The sequence below is a fragment of the Enterococcus sp. FR204 genome, from assembly GCF_031143325.1.
In the GTDB taxonomy this organism is placed as follows: domain Bacteria; phylum Bacillota; class Bacilli; order Lactobacillales; family Enterococcaceae; genus Enterococcus_B; species Enterococcus_B faecium.
Map to the genome: position 1 here is coordinate 1 of NZ_JAKZIW010000009.1, position 19,324 is coordinate 19,324.

19 protein-coding genes are annotated in these 19,324 nt (G+C 38.2%); 15 read left to right on the forward strand and 4 right to left on the reverse strand.

Annotated elements, in window-relative coordinates; genetic code table 11:
• Positions 1-192: 192 nt before the first annotated feature.
• A complete protein-coding gene (rnjA, locus tag RG571_RS03755) occupies positions 193-1,872 on the reverse strand; it encodes a ribonuclease J1 (RefSeq protein WP_002327197.1) in 1,680 nt (559 codons plus the stop codon).
• A gap of 1 nt (position 1,873) precedes the next feature.
• Positions 1,874-2,086 (reverse strand): DNA-directed RNA polymerase subunit epsilon, encoded by a 213-nt coding sequence (locus tag RG571_RS03760; RefSeq protein WP_002287947.1) that lies wholly within the window; start codon positions 2,084-2,086, stop codon positions 1,874-1,876.
• A gap of 392 nt (positions 2,087-2,478) precedes the next feature.
• Here RG571_RS03760 and efrA point away from each other — a divergent pair, with 392 nt between their 5' ends.
• From efrA to RG571_RS03780, 4 genes are all read left to right on the forward strand, one after another.
• Complete coding sequence (gene efrA / locus RG571_RS03765; RefSeq protein ID WP_002299664.1) at positions 2,479-4,209, forward strand: multidrug efflux ABC transporter subunit EfrA; 1,731 nt, start codon at positions 2,479-2,481, stop codon at positions 4,207-4,209.
• Positions 4,206-5,966, forward strand: a complete 1,761-nt coding sequence (gene efrB / locus RG571_RS03770; RefSeq protein WP_308947505.1) for a multidrug efflux ABC transporter subunit EfrB — start codon at positions 4,206-4,208, stop codon at positions 5,964-5,966. The genes efrA and efrB overlap by 4 nt, the downstream gene beginning before the upstream one ends.
• A 94-nt stretch (positions 5,967-6,060) precedes the next feature.
• On the forward strand, positions 6,061-6,258 hold the full coding sequence (locus RG571_RS03775) for a hypothetical protein (protein WP_002296291.1): 198 nt from the start codon (positions 6,061-6,063) through the stop codon (positions 6,256-6,258).
• A 153-nt stretch (positions 6,259-6,411) separates the two neighbouring features.
• The gene (locus RG571_RS03780) at positions 6,412-6,897 is read left to right on the forward strand and encodes a gamma carbonic anhydrase family protein (RefSeq protein WP_002339591.1); all 486 of its coding nucleotides are present in this window, start codon (positions 6,412-6,414) and stop codon (positions 6,895-6,897) included.
• A 103-nt stretch (positions 6,898-7,000) separates the two neighbouring features.
• Here RG571_RS03780 and clpP read toward each other — a convergent pair whose 3' ends face one another.
• Positions 7,001-7,594: an ATP-dependent Clp endopeptidase proteolytic subunit ClpP gene (gene clpP, locus RG571_RS03785; protein WP_002289402.1), complete on the reverse strand. Its 594-nt coding sequence runs from the start codon at positions 7,592-7,594 to the stop codon at positions 7,001-7,003.
• A gap of 179 nt (positions 7,595-7,773) precedes the next feature.
• Here clpP and RG571_RS03790 point away from each other — a divergent pair, with 179 nt between their 5' ends.
• The 8 genes from RG571_RS03790 to RG571_RS03825 all read left to right on the forward strand — a co-directional run bounded on the left by RG571_RS03790 (position 7,774) and on the right by RG571_RS03825 (position 15,828).
• Positions 7,774-8,301 carry a hypothetical protein gene (locus RG571_RS03790; RefSeq protein ID WP_002289403.1) on the forward strand — a complete coding sequence of 176 codons (528 nt, stop codon included), beginning with the start codon at positions 7,774-7,776 and terminating at the stop codon, positions 8,299-8,301.
• A 90-nt stretch (positions 8,302-8,391) separates the two neighbouring features.
• Positions 8,392-9,129, forward strand: coding sequence for a glycerophosphodiester phosphodiesterase (locus RG571_RS03795; RefSeq protein WP_002339592.1), 738 nt, complete (start codon positions 8,392-8,394; stop codon positions 9,127-9,129).
• 3 nt (positions 9,130-9,132) lie between these two features.
• Entirely contained in the window at positions 9,133-10,050 is a 918-nt protein-coding gene (gene miaA / locus RG571_RS03800) for a tRNA (adenosine(37)-N6)-dimethylallyltransferase MiaA (RefSeq protein WP_002339593.1), read from the forward strand.
• Position 10,051: 1 nt separating this feature from the next.
• Positions 10,052-11,281: a GTPase HflX gene (hflX, locus tag RG571_RS03805; RefSeq protein WP_002339594.1), complete on the forward strand. Its 1,230-nt coding sequence runs from the start codon at positions 10,052-10,054 to the stop codon at positions 11,279-11,281.
• A gap of 229 nt (positions 11,282-11,510) precedes the next feature.
• Positions 11,511-11,903 (forward strand): MerR family transcriptional regulator, encoded by a 393-nt coding sequence (locus RG571_RS03810; RefSeq protein ID WP_002299672.1) that lies wholly within the window; start codon positions 11,511-11,513, stop codon positions 11,901-11,903.
• A 27-nt stretch (positions 11,904-11,930) separates the two neighbouring features.
• On the forward strand, positions 11,931-13,271 hold the full coding sequence (gene glnA / locus RG571_RS03815) for a type I glutamate--ammonia ligase (protein WP_002339595.1): 1,341 nt from the start codon (positions 11,931-11,933) through the stop codon (positions 13,269-13,271).
• A gap of 479 nt (positions 13,272-13,750) precedes the next feature.
• Entirely contained in the window at positions 13,751-13,996 is a 246-nt protein-coding gene (locus tag RG571_RS03820; protein ID WP_002326505.1) for a hypothetical protein, read from the forward strand.
• A gap of 221 nt (positions 13,997-14,217) precedes the next feature.
• Complete coding sequence (locus RG571_RS03825) at positions 14,218-15,828, forward strand: CTP synthase (protein ID WP_002286999.1); 1,611 nt, start codon at positions 14,218-14,220, stop codon at positions 15,826-15,828.
• Here the strand turns inward: RG571_RS03825 and RG571_RS03830 are convergent.
• On the reverse strand, positions 15,805-16,017 hold the full coding sequence (locus RG571_RS03830; protein WP_002294058.1) for a hypothetical protein: 213 nt from the start codon (positions 16,015-16,017) through the stop codon (positions 15,805-15,807). The two genes, RG571_RS03825 and RG571_RS03830, sit on opposite strands and share 24 nt — an antisense overlap.
• Positions 16,018-16,119: 102 nt before the next feature.
• Between RG571_RS03830 and RG571_RS03835 the strand changes: the two genes are divergently transcribed.
• The 3 genes from RG571_RS03835 to RG571_RS03845 all read left to right on the forward strand — a co-directional run bounded on the left by RG571_RS03835 (position 16,120) and on the right by RG571_RS03845 (position 19,266).
• The gene (locus tag RG571_RS03835; RefSeq protein ID WP_002294057.1) at positions 16,120-16,989 is read left to right on the forward strand and encodes a class II fructose-bisphosphate aldolase; all 870 of its coding nucleotides are present in this window, start codon (positions 16,120-16,122) and stop codon (positions 16,987-16,989) included.
• Positions 16,990-17,456: 467 nt separating this feature from the next.
• Positions 17,457-18,158, forward strand: coding sequence for a VanR-ABDEGLN family response regulator transcription factor (gene vanR / locus RG571_RS03840; RefSeq protein ID WP_002339596.1), 702 nt, complete (start codon positions 17,457-17,459; stop codon positions 18,156-18,158).
• Entirely contained in the window at positions 18,151-19,266 is a 1,116-nt protein-coding gene (locus RG571_RS03845) for a cell wall metabolism sensor histidine kinase WalK (protein ID WP_258430267.1), read from the forward strand. Before vanR ends, RG571_RS03845 begins: the two co-directional genes overlap by 8 nt.
• Positions 19,267-19,324 lie beyond the last annotated feature (58 nt).

Consider the following 19,324-nt stretch of genomic DNA (forward strand, 5'->3'; position numbering starts at 1 on the left):
CAAAAATACCTGCCACAAGAGACAATTTCTCTTGTGGCAGGTATTTTTTTGTATGAAAAAGTAAATAAATTTAAGAGGCTATGAAAGAGCCACCTTGTATCAAGGAATAAGAACAAACAAAAATGGCTTCTCATGTTTTTCATTTGTTTTCTCTCATATTCAGGACAAGGTGCTGATTTCATAACCTCTTATTTATTCTTCATCTGGTGTCATTACCATTGGCAAAATCATTGGATGTCTTTCTGTACGTTCGAATAAGAAAGGCTGAAGCGCGCCAGTCATCGCTTCTTTCAATTTATATTCTGAACAGTCAGGTCCATTCAAACATTCTCTTAAAGCGTGGAATAAGATTCGCTGAGCTTCATTGATCATTTCTCCTGATTCTCGCATGTAGACAAATCCACGAGAGAGAATATCTGGACCAGCCAAGATTTCTTTTTTCTTGATATCCACTGTCGCGACAGCTAATACAAGACCTTCTTCTGAAAGCAGGTGACGGTCACGTAAAACGACATTACCAATATCACCGATCCCGCTACCATCGATATACACATCTCCAGCCACAAAATGCCCAGCAGGACGCGCAGAATCGCTAGTTAACGCTAAAACATCGCCATTTTCCATGATGAAGCAGTTTTCTGCAGGAACACCTACATCTTGTGCTAGAGAAGCATGTACTTTCAACATGCGGAATTCTCCGTGGACAGGAATAAAATATTTTGGCTTCATCAAACGAAGCATTAATTTTTGTTCTTCTTGTCCACCGTGACCGGAAGTATGGATGTTATTGATTTTTCCGTGAATCACTTCTGCACCAGCTTCAGACAGCAAATTGATCAAATGATTGACACTTGTTGTATTACCAGGAATAGGTGAACTTGAAAAGATCACTGTATCGTCTGGCTGGATTTGGATTTGACGGTGAGTACCATTCGCGATGCGGCTCAACGCGGCCATCGCTTCTCCTTGAGAACCTGTACATAGGATCATCGTTTCATTGGCAGGCAAGCGATTGATTTCGTGTGCATCTACAAATGTGCCGTCTGGAACTTTGATATATCCTAAACGTTGACCGTTGACGATGGCATTTTCCATGCTTCGTCCGAAAACAGCGATTTTACGACCAGTTGCCACAGCGGCATCTGCTGCTTGCTGCAAACGGAAGATGTTAGAAGCAAAGCTGGCAAAAATGATACGTCCTTCGATTTTTGAAAAGATCTTCAAAATAGAATGCCCAATCGTTTTTTCTGATTTAGTAAATGTTGGAATCTCAGCATTTGTACTATCAGATAAAAGGCACAAGACTCCTTCTTCCCCGATACGAGCCATTTTATGCAAGTTTGCTGGTTCGCCAACAGGAGTGAAATCGAATTTGAAGTCTCCAGTCGCTACGATATTTCCAGAAGGTGTTTTCACCACGATCCCTAATGCATCTGGGATACTATGGGTCGTTCTGAAAAAGCTGACAGAAGTCTTTCTAAAACGGATGATCGTATCTTCATTGATCTCATGGAGCTCTGCATCTCGAAGCAAGCCATGCTCATCTAATTTGTTTGTGATCAACGCTAATGCGAGAGGACCAGCATAGATAGGAATATTTGCTTGTTTCAGCAAGTAGGGTATTCCGCCGATGTGGTCTTCGTGCCCGTGAGTAATCACCAAGGCTTTTATTTTGTGTAAGTTTTGTATGATGTAGCTGTAGTCGGGAATGACATAGTCAATTCCAAGTAAATCGTCTTCCGGGAATTTGATCCCGGCATCAATCAAAATGATTTCATCTTGGAATTGTACCCCATACGTATTTTTCCCGATTTCACCTAATCCACCAATAGCAAAGACGCCTGTCTCGTTATTTTTGATGGAAAGTTTCATATTAAAACTCCACTAATGAGAAATCAGCATTTTCTTTTTCGTACTCTAGATGACTTCCTTCTAGAAGTTGAACGAATTCAATATTGTATGGGGTATTTTCTTCCACACGTTGGCGAGCGTCTACATCGCTTTTTGCCTCAATGTAAAGAGATTTTGTTTCTTCCCGTTTAGGGTTGCGTACTTTTGTTTCTTGATAATAAACTTTATAGATCATTGTTTTGTCTCCTTTATCTGCGTAAAGCAGTGATTTAGCTAGTTGATTTTTTTAGACAACACAAAACGAGGGGACAAGCCACCTGGTTTTTCATATGCTTTGACTAGAATACTGGATTCGAGTCAAAGAGACAAGCCTCGTTTTTGCTTATCTGTTCGGATATTTTTTCAACCGTACCTTCTGTATAAAAAATATACAACAATTAATTGTTATTCTAGCATAAAACAGCAAATAAGTATAGAAATCAACTAGATTGAAAGAAAAAATCAATGTTTATCATCCCGCTATAATCATAATGACTTTTTTATGAGAGAAGTGTTCTATTAATAGGCTCGTTGTGCTATCATTTTTAGTAATGAAAATGTAACAAAAGATTAAAAGGAGATGAGAAAGTGAAACTAATGTGGCATTATACCATGCGTTATAAGAAATTCTTGTTTTTCAATTTCATATGCGTATTTGGTTTTATTTTGATTGAATTAGGACTTCCTACGATTTTAGCACGTATGATCGATGTAGGAATCCGCAATGATGATTTTGATTATGTGAAGCAACAAGGGATATTTATGATCGTTATTACTGTAATCGGTATTATTTTGAATATCTTGTTAGGTTATTTTGGTTCGAGGATTACGACTAATATCGTAGCAGATATTCGAGATGATTTGTTCGAAAAGATCCAAAGTTATTCGCATCAGGAATACGAAAATCTAGGCGTATCTTCATTGATCACTCGTACAACAAACGATGCTTATCAGATCATGTTGTTCCTGCAAAATATTTTACGTATCGGTTTTATGGCACCAATGATGTTCATTGTCAGTTTGTACATGGTCATGCGTACAAGTGTGACACTCAGTTTGTATGTAGTAGGTGCATTACCTTTACTATTATTGGCAGTCGTAGCGATTGCTAAGGTGTCTGAACCGTTATCTAAAAAGCAACAAAAAAACTTAGATAAAATCAACAGTATCTTGCGGGAAAATCTTTCAGGATTGCGTGTGATTCGTGCATTCGTCAATGAAAAGTTTGAAGAAAAACGTTTTGCTGTAGTCAATGAGAATTATGCTTCTAGTTCAAAAAGCTTATTCCGTTTGATGGCTGTTGCACAACCGGGTTTTTATTTCTTATTTAATATCGTAATGGTATTGATCATCTGGAGCGGGGCAGTGCAAATCGATGCAGGCGAGCTTCGTGTAGGAGATTTGATTGCGTTTATCGAGTATATATTCCATGCCTTGTTCTCATTCATGTTATTTGCCAGTGTGTTCATGATGTATCCAAGAGCAGCTGTTTCAGCTGGACGTATCCAAGAAGCCCTAGATGCCAAACCTTCGATTGTAGAAGATCCAAAGGGTATATCTGATACAAAAACTAAAGGGTATATCGAATTTCAAAATGTAACATTTGCTTATCCAGGCCATTCGCAAGAACCAGTGATTCGAAATGTCAGTTTTACAGCCTCTCCAGGAGAAACCGTTGCTTTTATTGGAAGTACCGGTAGCGGAAAATCTACGTTGATCCAATTGATTCCTCGCTTTTATGATGTGAGTGAAGGAAAGATCTTGATCGATGGAGTAGACGTGAGAGATTATCGGCTAAGCAAGTTGCGAGATAAGATTGGGTTTATTCCGCAAAAAGCGTTGCTATTTACTGGAACGATTGCAGATAATTTGCGATACGGGAAAGAAGATGCTACGCAAGAAGAAATGGAACGTGCAGCTGAGATTGCTCAAGCTTCAGAATTCATTTCTCGAAAACCAGATGGATTTAATGAACATTTATCAGAAGGTGGTTCCAATTTTTCAGGTGGACAAAAACAACGATTGGCAATAGCCAGAGCCATCATACGCCGTCCGGAAATCTATATTTTTGATGACAGCTTTTCTGCATTAGATTATCAAACGGATGCGAAGTTACGTGCTCGTCTGAAAAAAGAAACGACAGAATCTACTGTATTGATCGTAGCACAACGTGTGGGAACGATCATGCATGCAGATAAGATCATCGTATTAAATGAAGGAGAAGTCGTCGGTATGGGGACGCATCGGGAGTTGTTGGAAAAATGCCCTATTTATTATGATATTGCCGCTTCTCAATTATCAAAGGAGGAATTAGCATGAAAAAAACCTTTTCTTCCTTAAAACGTTTAGCTCGATATATCAGACCGTATCGTGGGACTTTTCTTTTAGTAATCCTATTTACAGTTCTGACAGTGGCTTTCAACGTGGCTTTGCCATATGTTACAGGACTTCCTACTACAGAAATCAGCCGTAATATTGCCAATGGCGAATCAATCAATTTTTCTTATATATTCAAATGTCTCATTTGGATCACAGTTGTTGGAATAGGGTATTGTATTTCGCAATTACTTTCTGGTGTTTTGATGACAAATGTCGTTCAAAGTGCCATGCATGATTTGAGAAGAGACATAGAAGAAAAAATCAATCGTCTTCCGGTTTCATATTTCGATAAAAACCAGCAAGGAAATATTTTGTCTCGTGTGACGAATGATGTAGATGCAGTCAGCGGTGCTTTACAACAAGCTTCTATTGGTATCGTAAATGCGATATTGGGAATTACGTTGGCTGCAGCAATGATGTTTTATATCCAGCCGATGATGGCGTTGATCTCTATGATCATGATTCCAACATCGATCTGGATCTCAAAACGAGTGATCAATGCTTCGCAGAAATATTTTCAAAGCATGCAGAATTCTCTTGGTGAGCTAAACGGCTACGTCCAAGAAAATATGACAGGTTTTAGTGTATTGAAAGTATATGGACGCGAAAAAGAAACATTGGAAGGATTCAAAAAAGTTAATCACAGCTTGAAATACTTTGGGTTTCGTGCAGCATTCATTTCTGGCTTGATGATGCCTCTAGTTCAATTAACTGCCTATGCTACTTATATTGGTATGGCTGTTCTAGGAAGCTTTTATGTTATTACTGGGGCGATCGTTGTCGGTCAACTACAAGCATTCATCCAATATATTTGGCAAATCAGTCAGCCAATGGGGAACGTGACACAATTGTCTTCAGTTTTGCAAAGTGCATCAGCGGCAACGAAACGTGTATTCGAGATTTTAGATGAGCCAGAAGAAAAAGAAAACAAAGTAGATGCTTCACTGCCAGAAACGATTTTAGGAGATGTGACATTCGATCATGTCGATTTTGCATATGATCCGAAGAAACCATTAATCCAAGATTTGAATTTTGAAGTGAAAGCTGGTCAAACCGTAGCTGTGGTCGGTCCGACCGGTGCCGGCAAGACGACATTGATCAATCTATTGATGCGTTTTTATGACGTAGACAAAGGAGCAATAAGGATTGATGGAATCGACACCAAATCAATGAGTCGCAGTGATGTGCGTTCGCTATTTGGTATGGTCTTGCAAGATGCATGGCTTTATCAAGGAACGATTGCAGATAATATCCGCTTCGGAAAGCTTGATGCAACAGATTATGAAGTAGTTGATGCTGCGAAAACAGCAAACGTAGATCATTTTATCCGAACAATGCCAGATGGATATGATATGGCCATCAATTCTGAGGGAGACAATGTGTCTTTAGGACAAAAACAGTTGCTGACGATTGCCCGAGCAGTGGTCTCCGATCCTAAAATCTTGATTTTAGATGAAGCAACAAGTTCAGTAGACACCCGTTTAGAAGCGTTGATTCAAAAAGCAATGGATCGCGTGATGGAGGGACGGACAAGTTTCGTCATCGCTCACCGTTTATCGACAATCCGTGATGCAGATCTGATTCTAGTGATGGATCAAGGTCAGATCATTGAAAAAGGAACGCATGAGAGTTTATTGGCACAAGGTGGATTTTATGAAAAACTGTATAACAGCCAATTTGCTGAGGAAGCAGAATAAGTCATATAAGAATAAAATAGTTTAAAACTTATTTTTTGTTCTCTATTCTTGATAATGGTAAAGTAAAGTTATCAAGAAAAGTGAGGACACGGAGATGGAACAGTTTTTAAATGAAAAAATTACTGAAGCCAAAAGAGAAGTTGATCGTTTAACGCACGTCTGTCAGACGAAGCCTTTTGATTCAGCTGATTTTTTTGAAAATGAGTTTCAAATCGAACGCTTGGCAGCACAAATAGAAGTGTACGAATTAATTTTAAAAAAAGTAATAGAAGAAAATATAGATGTACAATAAAAACAGGTAAAACGTCAGTTACCAGATACTGTAAATAGACATCTGGCCTGAGCAGGTTTTATCTGTTTTTTTTTCTTATGAAATAAATATATGCTATGATACCTTTATTCAATAGGATTAGTTTCTACAAAAAATGAAAGGAGAAAAATAAATATGGAACGGTTTATAGCATCAAATGCCACAGTGATTGGTGACGTGACATTGTCAGAAGATGTGACGATCTGGTATCAAGCTGTTTTACGCGGGGACAGTAATTGGATAAAAGTAGGACAAAGAACGAATATCCAAGATGGTACAATCATCCATGTCGATCATGATGCACCTGTAGATATTGCGGAGAATGTGACGGTAGGACATCAGTGCATGCTACATGGCTGTACAATCGAAAAAGGGGCGCTGATCGGGATGGGGACCACGATATTGAATCATGCGGTTATTGATGAGAATAGTTTGATTGGTGCTGGATCATTAGTAACAGAAGGAAAAGTTATTCCTCCTAATGTCTTGGCTTTTGGTCGCCCAGCTAAAGTGATCCGTCCTTTGACAAAAGAAGAAATACAAAAAAACAAAGAAAACATCCAGCATTATGTCGAGATAGGTCGGATGCATGCGCAAGGAAAATTCAAGGAGCAAAGATAGGCAGTAGCATCCATAAAATAAAAAAGGATGGTCAGTTTGAGTTGACCATCTTTTTTTATTTGGTTTAGATAAGAGAGCTTAAAAAAGCTTCCTTTGAAACAGATTAATTTAATGAAGAACTGTTTTCCATGACTTCATCGATCAATCCATATGCTTTTGCTTGTTCAGCTGTCATATAGTTGTCACGATCTGTATCTTTTTCAATCACTTCAAGCGGTTGTCCAGTGCGTTCAGCTAAAATTTTGTTTAAGCGTTCGCGTGTTTGCAAAATATGGCGTGCCGCAATTTCGATTTCAGTTGCTTGCCCTTGAGCGCCGCCAAGAGGTTGATGGATCATGATCTCAGCATTTGGTAAAGCAAATCGTTTACCTTTTGTACCAGCTGTCAGCAAGAAGCTTCCCATTGAAGCAGCCATACCCATAACAATTGTTTGGACATCTGCTTTGACAAAGTTCATTGTGTCGTAAATAGCCATACCTGCTGTAACTGAACCACCAGGAGAATTGATATAAAGATAGATATCTTTTTCAGAATCTTGAGCGTCTAAGAAAAGCAATTGGGCGATGATCGAATTAGCAAGATCATCTGTTACTTGGCCGCTTAACATGATGATACGGTCTTTCAATAAACGTGAGTAGATATCGTAAGCTCTTTCACCTCGTGAAGATTGTTCAATGACTGTAGGAATTAAATTCATAATAGAGTTCCTCCTTGATTTCGTTTAGAAATAGTGTACCATAATTTAGTTTCTAATACCTAAAATGTAGTATACATTTTTGGTCAAAAAAGGTCAAATAAAAAACTTAGGCAAATTAGTCGCATAAACCCGCTTTATGGTATGATAAGCAGAGAAACAAAACAAGGAGGAACAACAGATTGATAGTTGGTATTACTGGTCTTATCGGAGTGCTGACAGGTGCTGTAGTTGTCTATATCGGCATGATACTGCAAATGCGTCACTTGGAAAATAAAGAACAGCGTAGACGTGAATTGGAATTGAAAGTCAAAGAAATCGAGACGCTGAATCAATTAAATAAAAAGATCAACGAGATCTTGCAGAAACGGACAACGCTGATGGAAGAATATGTCAGCTTTGATGCATTTGATGATTGTTATATCACGATTGACGATTTTGCGTATCTCCAATCATTTTCAGCGCAAAATAGTTTTTATTTGCCAAATTATATTTTAGACGAGCTATTTAAGAATATCTCCCATCGAAAAGTGATTTTATCTCCAGATGAAACAATGAAGATTGGTGGATATGCTTATAAAGGCGGACGCGTGATTTTAGAGAATTTTACGGATAGTCTGACTGAAATGATCAATGAAAAAAAAGCTCAGTTGAAGACTATGACGCGCCAGCCGATTGGTTTCTTCTCGAAAGATGATGTTTGGAGCTGATATTTTGAAGCATTGCCGTTGCACATGAGAGCGTGGTAATGCTTTCTTTTTTTCTTAATGATACAATAGAACTGAACGGAGTGAAGAAAGATGTTACAAATCTATGCCCATCGCGGAAGCAGTGGCACCCACCCAGAAAATACGCTTCCTGCATTTGCAGAAGCTGTACGAGTAGGTGCAGATGGTATCGAACTAGATGTCCATCTAAGCAAAGATGGTTATTTGATCGTTATGCACGACGAAGAAGTGGACCGGACGACTAACGGTAAAGGGCTGATTCGAGAAAAAACATTGGAAGAACTCAAAAAATTGAATGCAGGAGGAAAATTCAGCAAAGAATTTCCAGCAGCTAAAGTTCCTGAATTGAGAGAAGTGTTAGGACTGCTTCTCCAAAAAAATTACCGAGGGATGCTAATGATTGAAATTAAAACTGATCAGTATGAATATCCCGGTATCGAAGAAAAATTAGCCGAAACATTAAAAAGTAGAGATTGGCCTTTTCAACATGCATATTGCAGCTTTCATTTGGATTCTTTGGAAAAAATCGCGTTACTGGAACCGGAGATACAGCTGGACTTATTGATGAGTACTTCTGATAAAAAGGTCCAACTAGCAGCAGAAACCCCTTATATAGAAGGAGTATATCCAAAAAATACTTGGTTGTTCGAACATCCAGTCCAGGCAGCTGATTTTCCAAAAGCAATTCGTGCATGGACGATTAACGATGAAGAAGAAATGGCCAAATGTCAAGAACTCAAAATAGATGGAATAATAACTGATTTTCCGGAGAAAGCTCTTCGGTGGAAACAATCAACGAAAAGTAGGTAAAATATGGAAAAAGTATTAGTGATCGTCGGTCCGACAGCAGTCGGTAAAACAGCGCTAAGTGTGGAACTCGCACAACTATTTGGAGGAGAGATCATCAGCGGTGATTCATTGCAAATCTATAAAAATCTGGATATCGGTACAGCAAAAATCAAAGAAGAAGAGATGAATAATGTTCCGCATCATTTGATTGATGTGATCGAACCTACTCAACGTTACTCAGCCGCTGATTTTCAGCATTCAGGTCGCCAATTGATTACCGAGATTGCGAACCGAGAGCATCTACCTATCATCGCTGGTGGCACGGGTCTGTATATCCAATCCCTTCTATACGATTACCAGTTAGGGGCGACAGAAGAAGCGAATCCTGAGATTAGAAAAAAATACGAAACGTTAGCTGAAACAATTGGTTCCCAAGCATTATGGAATCAGTTGAAAGAAAAAGACCCGGCAGCTGCTGAGAAAATCCACTGGAACAATCAACGCAAAGTGATAAGAGCTCTGGAAGTTTTAGAGACGACAGGACATAGTATCACGGCACCTAAAGAAGAGCCAAAGCAATTGTATGATTACCTCATGATTGGATTAGATACGAAGCGTAGTATTCTTTATGAACGAATCAATCAAAGAGTCGATTTGATGTTAGCAGAAGGTTTAGTAGCAGAAGCGCGTAAGGTGTATGAGCTTGGAGAAGTCCAGGCCAGTCAAGGTATTGGATATAAAGAATTTTTCCCTTATTTTGAAGGGAAAGAAACATTGGAAGAAGCAACAGAACAAGTCAAACTACATTCGAGAAGATACGCGAAACGTCAGTTGACGTGGTTTCGTAACCGTTTGGATGCACAGTGGTTTGATCTTATAAGTGAGCCAAATCAAAAAAGTCAGATTGAGCAAACAATCAAAAAATGGCTGGAGGCGGAATAAAATGGAAGAAAAAGTGATCATCGTAGGGGTAGAAACCGAAGCAAACCAGCGTTACTTTTCAGAGTCAATGGAAGAGCTAGTTCAGCTGACGAATACCGCATCAGGAGAAGTCGTATTCACAATTACACAAAAGAGACCACAAGTGGATCGGCAAACGATTATCGGTAAAGGGAAATTACAAGAATTAGTTCAACAAGCGGATGCGCATGAAGCGGATTTGATCATCTTTAATCATGAGCTAACTCCGAGACAGAGCCAACTGATTACCGATGCTGTTGGTCTTCCGGTAATTGATCGCGTGCAGCTGATCTTAGATATTTTTGCGATGCGTGCTCGTTCGAAAGAAGGGAAGCTGCAGGTTGAACTTGCTCAGTTAGAATACCTGCTGCCTCGTTTAGTAGGGCAAGGGAAAACATTATCTCGTCTTGGCGGTGGGATCGGAACAAGAGGGCCAGGTGAAACAAAGTTAGAAACAGACCGCCGACATATACGGAATAAAATTTTTGCTGTTAAGAAAGAATTGAAAGAAGTAGAAGCTCATCGAGAGCGCAATCGCCAAAAAAGAAAAAATAGCGAGATTTTTCAGATTGGACTTATTGGCTACACGAATGCCGGGAAGTCAACTATCTTGAATCTATTGACACAAGCGGATACTTATTCGAAAGATCAATTGTTTGCAACGTTAGATCCATTGACTAAGAGATGGCGTTTTGCTGAAGGATTTGAGATTACTGTAACGGATACCGTCGGGTTCATCCAAGACCTGCCTACGCAACTGATCGATGCTTTCCATTCTACATTAGAAGAAAGTCAAAATATGGATCTTTTGCTACATGTAGTCGATGCTAGTTCTCCAGATCGTATTTTACAGGAGCAGACTGTCTTAAAATTGATGGATGAACTGAATATGAAAGAAATGCCGATACTGACTGTTTACAATAAGGCAGACCAGATCGACCCAGCGATGTTCACGCCTACGATATTCCCAAATGTATTGATTTCTACTCAGACGAAAGAAGGTAAGATGGCGTTGATCGAAGCAATCAAACGTCAGCTGATGGAACTAATGACCCCTTATACACTTTCTGTGCCAAGCAACGAAGGACAGAAATTAAGCGAGTTGAGAAGACAAACAATGGTTTTGGACGAAGCGTACATGGAAGAAACAAACGAATATGAAGTTAAAGGGTTTGCAAAAACCAATTCAAAATGGTTAAGAAAAAACCAATAAAATTTTGTTTTTTTAACAATAAAAACACTAATAAAGGATAGTACAGTATAATAAAAAAATAAAAGGTATCTGGTACGAAAATCAACTAGATACCTTTTTTGTGTTCTTATTTTTTGTTATTTTATAAAAAAATAGAGATCTCATGTTAGAAAACCTAACATATGCAGTTGACAATATTTTTTTTAATTGGTACACTTTAGCCAACTTATAAAACGAAAGGGGACGTCTGATGGGAGAAAAGGAATTGCGCCGATCTATGTCCGTATTTCCAATTGGTACAGTTATGAAGCTGACTGATTTGTCTGCTCGGCAAATTCGCTATTATGAAGAACAAGATTTAGTTCATCCGGAACGAAGCGAAGGAAACCGACGTATGTATTCGCTGAATGATATTGATATGCTGCTTGAGATTAAAGACTATCTTTCAGATGGATTGAATATGGCTGGGATCAAACGTGTATACGAAATGGCACAGGCGAAAAAACAAGAAGCAAAAAACAAGAAGCCGTTGACAGATCATGACGTTCGACAAATTTTTCGTGATGAGATTTTGGCGCAAGGTGGGTTAAGCAAAACAGGTCATTATCAGTCGCAAGGATTGCAAAGACAATTCTTTGACTGAATAAATTAAAAAAGGAAGAGGGATACCATGGTAAAGAAACAGATAACAGGTGAAGAAATCAAACGAATCATTGAGGAAGAAAACGTACGATTTTTACGATTGATGTTCACAGACATCTTAGGTACGATCAAAAATGTAGAAGTTCCAGTGAGCCAGATCGACAAAGTATTAGAAAATAAAATGATGTTTGACGGTTCTTCGATTGAAGGATTTGTTCGAATTGAAGAAAGCGATATGTATTTGTATCCAGATCTCTCCACTTGGATGATCTTCCCGTGGGAAAGTGCTCATGGAAAAGTTGCTCGTTTAATTTGTGATATCTATAATCCGGATGGGACACCATTTGCCGGCGATCCTCGCGGGAATTTGAAACGAGCATTGAAAGATATGCGCGACCTTGGTTTTACCTCTTTCAATTTAGGACCTGAACCAGAATTCTTCTTATTTAAATTAGACGAAGACGGTGGGATCACAACGACCTTGAATGATAAAGGTGGTTATTTTGATTTTGCACCAACAGATTTAGGTGAAAATTGCCGCCGTGACATCGTGTTGGAATTAGAAAGTCTAGGCTTTGAAGTGGAAGCTTCACATCATGAAGTAGCGCCAGGACAGCATGAAATTGACTTTAAATATGCAGATGTGGTAGATGCTTGTGATAATATCCAAACCTTCAAGCTCGTTGTCAAAACGATTGCACGCAAGCATGGACTTCACGCGACTTTCATGCCGAAACCGTTATTTGGGATCAATGGTTCTGGTATGCATTGCAATATGTCTTTGTTCAATGATGAAGGAAATGTTTTCTATGATAAAGATGGTGAATTGGAACTAAGTGAAACAGCTTATCATTTCTTAGGTGGTTTGTTGAAACACGCTCGTGCCTACACAGCCGTTTGCAATCCAACAGTCAATTCTTATAAACGTCTCGTTCCAGGTTATGAAGCGCCTGTTTATGTCGCATGGAGCGGTCGTAATCGTTCGCCATTAGTACGTGTACCAGAATCTCGCGGTTTATCCACACGTTTGGAATTGCGGTCAGTTGATCCATCTGCAAACCCATACTTGGCAATGGCAGTATTGTTGCAAGCAGGACTAGACGGTATCCGTAATCAGATCACACCGCCAGCAGCTGTTGACCGTAACATTTATGTAATGGATGAGGAAGAAAGAGAAGCTGCACATATCCAGGACTTACCTTCAACTATCCATAATGCTATCAAAGAATTGCGTAAGGATAATGTAATGATTGACGCATTAGGACAACATATCTTCTCAAATTTTGTTGAAGCAAAACGTCTCGAATGGGCGGCATTCAGACAAACTGTTTCCGAGTGGGAAAGAGGACAATATCTAGAACTTTATTAAAACAGGAATACCGTGAATTAGAGGTTGTGAAATCAGCGTTTTGACCTGAGTATTAGAGAAACTAACGGAAAAATAGTTCCTCATATTTTGCCGTTTTTTGAGCTAATACCGAGGGTCAGCTGATTGAACACCGTTTATCAAGAGGTCGTAAGCCTGCCGTTTAACTCTGAGTCACAAGGAGCAATTTCAAAAACAGCTTCTCATGTTTGATGGATATTGTGACTTGTGACCGAGGAGTTGGCAGGAGAACACCGTTTATTTAGAAATAAGGAGGCACGACTTTTGTCGCATCTCCTTATTTTTTACTTATGTGATTCGTTACCTTCAATGAATCCCTACAAGGCACTTTTGTTGAAAAAAAGGTCATCTTTGAAAAAATTAGTGGAACTGTTTTGTTTTTGATATTATTTAATAGAAAAGATATGCCAAAAATCCGAGAACTGTGGACTACGTTTTTTACGTAAAGGAGGTAAATAAGGGTGAAAGAAAAAGATTGTTTCTACGATAAGCTATATAAACTGTTGCTGCAAGTAGGAAAAAGTAGTTCTTTGTTAGGTGGGATATTATCTATCATAATGTTTGTTTTATTTTTTTATCTATTGTTTCACTTAAAATTTTTCAGTAACGATTTTCTGATTTGCTTAGGTTTAACGTTAGCTATGTTTATATCAAGCTTATTATGTGGGTTAAATTTTTTTTGCACTCATAAAGGACTTAAGAAATAATTTCTCAAAGGATATCGAAAAAGAAAAAATTGTAAGCGGATAGTATTCATTTGAGTACTTGACTTTCCCTTAGTCAGCTTGTATTATACACCTTGGGCACCCTTTTAGAGGGTCAGAAGTTTACAGAAATTTCGGCTCCCTATTCTTATTGAAGAATAGGGAGCTTTGTTTATTTTCTGAGACTTTTCCTGCACATAAATTAAAAAGGAGTTTTTGAACTTATGACAAAATATATTTTTGTGACCGGCGGTGTCGTTTCATCAATCGGAAAAGGGATTGTTGCAGCTTCTTTAGGACGCTTATTGAAAAACCGCGGCTTAAAAGTAACTATCCAAAAATTTGATCCATACATCAACGTGGATCCGGGGACGATGAGCCCATATCAGCACGGAGAAGTATTCGTAACAGATGATGGTGCTGAAACAGATTTGGATCTGGGCCACTACGAACGTTTTATTGACATCAATTTGAACAAATACTCCAACGTGACGACAGGAAAAATCTATTCTGAAGTTTTGCGTAAAGAACGTAAGGGCGAATACTTGGGAGCAACTGTTCAAGTTATTCCTCATATTACAAATGAGATCAAAGAAAAAATTATGCGAGCAGCTAAAATGACTGATTCAGATGTGATCATTACAGAAGTAGGGGGAACAGTAGGGGATATAGAATCTTTGCCATTCCTTGAAGCACTTCGTCAAATGAAAGCAGATGTCGGTACAGATAATGTTATGTATATCCATACAACATTGATTCCTTACTTGAAAGCTGCTGGAGAAATGAAAACTAAACCAACGCAGCACAGTGTAAAAGAGCTACGTGGTTTAGGTATCCAACCGAATATTTTGGTGGTACGTACAGAGCAACCTGTTTCTCAAAGCGTGAAAAATAAATTGGCACAATTTTGTGATGTCGAACCAGAAGCAGTTATCGAGTCGCCAGATGTAGATACACTTTACTCCATCCCATTAGTTTTACAAGCACAAGGAATGGATCAAATTGTTTGCGACCATTTAAAACTAGATACACCAGAAGCAGACATGACAGAATGGAAAGAATTAGAAGAACGTGTCTTGAACTTGAAGAAAAAAGTACGGATTGCACTTGTCGGTAAATATGTCGAGTTACCAGATGCATATATCTCAGTAGTTGAAGCATTGAAACATTCTGGTTTCGCCTATAATTCAGACATCGAGATCGATTGGATCAAAGCACAAGAATTAACGAGAGAAAATGTAGAAGAACGTTTGAAAGACGCAGATGGAATCTTGGTTCCTGGTGGATTTGGTGATCGCGGAGTAGAAGGGAAAATCGAAGCGATTCGTTATGCTCGCGAAAATGACGTTCCGTTTTTAGGTATTTGTCTTGGTATGCAGATGGCTTGTGTCGAATTTGCACGTAACGTCGTTGGATTAGAAGATGCGTCATCAGCTGAAACGAATCCAGATACAGCAAACAATATTATTGATTTAATGGCTGATCAGGAAAACATCGAGAATTTGGGTGGAACTTTACGCCTTGGATTATACCCATGTAAAATCAAAAAAGGAACGAAGACGGCTGAAGCATATGATGGAGCCGATGTTGTGCAAGAACGTCACCGTCACCGCTATGAGTTCAACAACAAATATCGTCAATTGTTTGAAGAACAAGGGCTAGTCTTTTCAGGTGTCTCACCAGATAACCGTTTAGTAGAAATCGTAGAGCTGCCAGAGAAAAAATTCTTTGTGGGATGCCAATTCCACCCAGAATTGATTTCTCGTCCAAATCGCCCGCAAAAATTAATCAAAGCATTTGTCGGAGCATCATTAGCAGATCACGAAACAAAATAATTTTTGAACTTGATAGAAAGAGAAAAGTAGCAAGAGAAGGGGATAAGCAATTTTCTTGTCACTTTTCTCTTTTTCTGATTTGTTATTATTTGTAGGAAAAAAGATAGAAAGCAAAAGACTTTTTTCGATTAAAGCGCTATTGGATATTTTATTTTTTGCAAAAAACTTCTTGAAAATTTTCATTTTCATTGATTTTAGTAGAAAACTACCGAAATGTTTGGTAAAATAGGGTCGTTGGTTAAGAATTGTCTTAACAAATTTAGTTTTACAAAACTTAGGAGGAATTTTATTATGCCAGTAGTATCAGGAGCTGAATTTTTAAAAGCTGCTCGTAAAGGCGGTTACGCTGTCGGCGGATTCAACACAAACAACTTGGAATGGACTCAAGCAATCCTTGAAGCGGCTGAAGCAAAACAAGCACCAGTACTTATCCAAACATCAATGGGTGCAGCTAAATACATGGGTGGTTACAAAATCTGTAAAGATTTAATCACTGATTTAGTTGAAGCAATGAACATCACTGTTCCAGTTGCTATCCACTTAGACCATGGTGACTACGAAGCTGCTTTGGAATGTATCGAATTAGGCTATACTTCAGTAATGTTCGATGGTTCACATCTACCATTTGAAGAAAACTTGAAATTAGCTAAAGACGTTGTTGAAAAAGCACATGCAAAAGGTATCTCAGTTGAATGTGAAGTTGGTTCAATCGGCGGAGAAGAAGACGGAATCATCGGTAACGGCGAATTAGCTGATATTGAAGAATGCAAACAAATGGTTGCTACAGGTATCGACTACTTAGCTTGCGGTATCGGTAACATCCATGGTCAATATCCAGAAAACTGGAAAGGATTAGCTTTTGACCACTTACAAGCAATTGCTGATGCTGTAGGTCCAGACATGCCTTTAGTATTACATGGCGGATCAGGTATTCCTCAAGATCAAATCGAAAAAGCTATCTCAATGGGTATCTCAAAAGTAAATGTTAACACTGAATTCCAATTATCATTTGCTGCAGCTACTCGTAAATATATTGAAGCTGGTAAAGATAAAGAAGGTAAAGGATTCGACCCTCGTAAATTATTAGCTCCAGGTAAAGCAGCAATCGTTGAAGATGCTAAATCTCATATCGACTGGTTCGGTTCAGCTAACAAAGCGTAATTCGTTTTAGTTGCATCAATAGCCCTCAAATACTGTTTATTCGGTTGTGAGAAAAAGAACGGGACATTTTTGTCCCGTTCTTTTTATGTTTTTAAATAACATATTTATTTGGTTTTTTTTAGTAGATGGTATTCGCCTTAGAAAGGCAAAGTTATAATTATCAATAAGAGAGTTATTATTCCAATGTTATAGAAACCTTTTATAAAAGGAATCTTTGTTAAAAAACATCTGTAGGAAAATCATCAGAAAATTTTGAGGGAAAAATGAAGATTACTTATAGTTTATGAGTTAAAATAAATATTGATAACTGAATTCGTATGAGTAGATAGATACATAATGAAAGAATATTGACAATTACATAACGAAAATACGAAGGCAAGTACATTAAATAGCACAATGTTTTTAATAATAGTCGACATGGATATGATATAATTTAGAAAATTTGTTAGTGGTGGTGAAACAATACGATGCCAGATAAAATATTATTGGTAGACGATGAACAGGAAATTGCTGATTTGATCGAAGTCTACCTGAAAAATGACGGATATGAAGTACAGAAATTTTATCTTGGACAAGAAGCGTTGGACTGCATAGAAAGAGAATCATTTGATTTAGCTGTATTAGATGTGATGCTTCCAGACATTGATGGATTTAAAATCGTCCAAAAAATCAGAGAAAATCATTTTTTTCCTGTGATTATGCTGACAGCAAAAATAGAAGACATAGATAAAATAACTGGTCTGACTTTAGGTGCAGATGATTATATCACAAAGCCTTTCAATCCTTTAGAAGTCGTTGCGCGAATCAAAACACAGTTAAGACGTTTTCAGAAATATAACATTCAAGTTGATTATTCGACAGAAGAATCGATAAAAGAAATTGATATACACGGACTAATCATTAACCAAACGCTACATACGTGTACACTTTATGGGGAAACAATCTCTCTAACACCCTTGGAGTTTGCTATCCTATGGTATTTGGCCGAACGAAAGGGCGAGGTCGTTCCAGCAGAACAGCTGTTTGAAGCCGTTTGGGGAGAAAAATTTCTCGACAACAATAATACAGTCATGGTACATATCGGACGCTTGCGTGAAAAACTCAAAGAACCAACACGCAAACCAAAATTTATAAAAACTGTTTGGGGAGTGGGCTATAAAGTTGAATAAAACAGGTGATGCCAAAAATTCTTCACGTTTAAAAAAACGCTTGCTGAAACGATTAGCTACACAATTAAGTATTTTTACTGTAGCAACAATCAGTGCTTTTATGATGTTTTTTTTTGTTAGTCGCTTTTTATTCGGGCTCTATACGTGGGAATGGTCGGATAGATTCTATCAATTTGCGAAAAACCTAGAAAGAAATTATATTTTTGTCGTTTTGATTGCGTTACTAGCTGGAGGATTGGTTATTTTACTTAGAACATGGTCAAGAAGTATGGCAAAGTTGGATGAAGTACTTGAAGCTTCAAGGAAACTTTATCAAAATCAAATAGAACCTCTCAAACTTTCTGAAGATCTACAGGAGTTTGAATGGGAATTGAATCAAATTCGTCAGGAAGTAGTTTTGAGTCAGCATCAAGCCAAAGAAGCGGAGCAACGAAAAAACGACTTAATCGTTTATTTAGCTCATGACTTGAAGACGCCTTTGACTTCAGTGATAGGCTATCTTACACTGTTACGAGATGAACAGGAAATTTCTTCTGAACTAAGAAAACATTATCTATCAATTTCCTTAGATAAGGCAGAAAGACTAGAAGAACTGATCAACGAGTTCTTTGAAATTGCTCGGTTCAATTTATCAAATATCGAATTGATGCCGACAAAAGTCCATCTGAAGATGATGTTAGAACAGCTAAGTTATGAATTTTTGCCTCTTTTGTCTTCCAAGCAGCTGACTCTAGAAAGTGAGTTAGAAGCTGATCTTTCGATTCGTTTTGATGTCGATAAAATGCAGCGCGTTTTTGATAATCTCTTACAAAACGCAATCAACTACAGCTATGAAGGAGCAGTGATCAAACTCTCGGCAAAAACAGATCAAGACAAGAAACGGGTTAAGATTATTTTCTCTAATCAAGGTCCAACTATTCCACCTGAAAAACTATCTAGGATTTTTGAACAATTTTTCCGATTAGACACCGCACGACAAACAAATCGAGGAGGAGCTGGACTGGGATTAGCAATTGCCAAACAAATCATTGAACTTCATGCTGGCCAATTGACTGCACAAAGTAAAGATGAAGAGACAAGCTTCACAATTGATTTGCCGCTTTCGTAGGAAAATCGTAAGAGATTCTTGTTAAATAACAGAAAATTGTCTTTGTTTTACTTGGTAA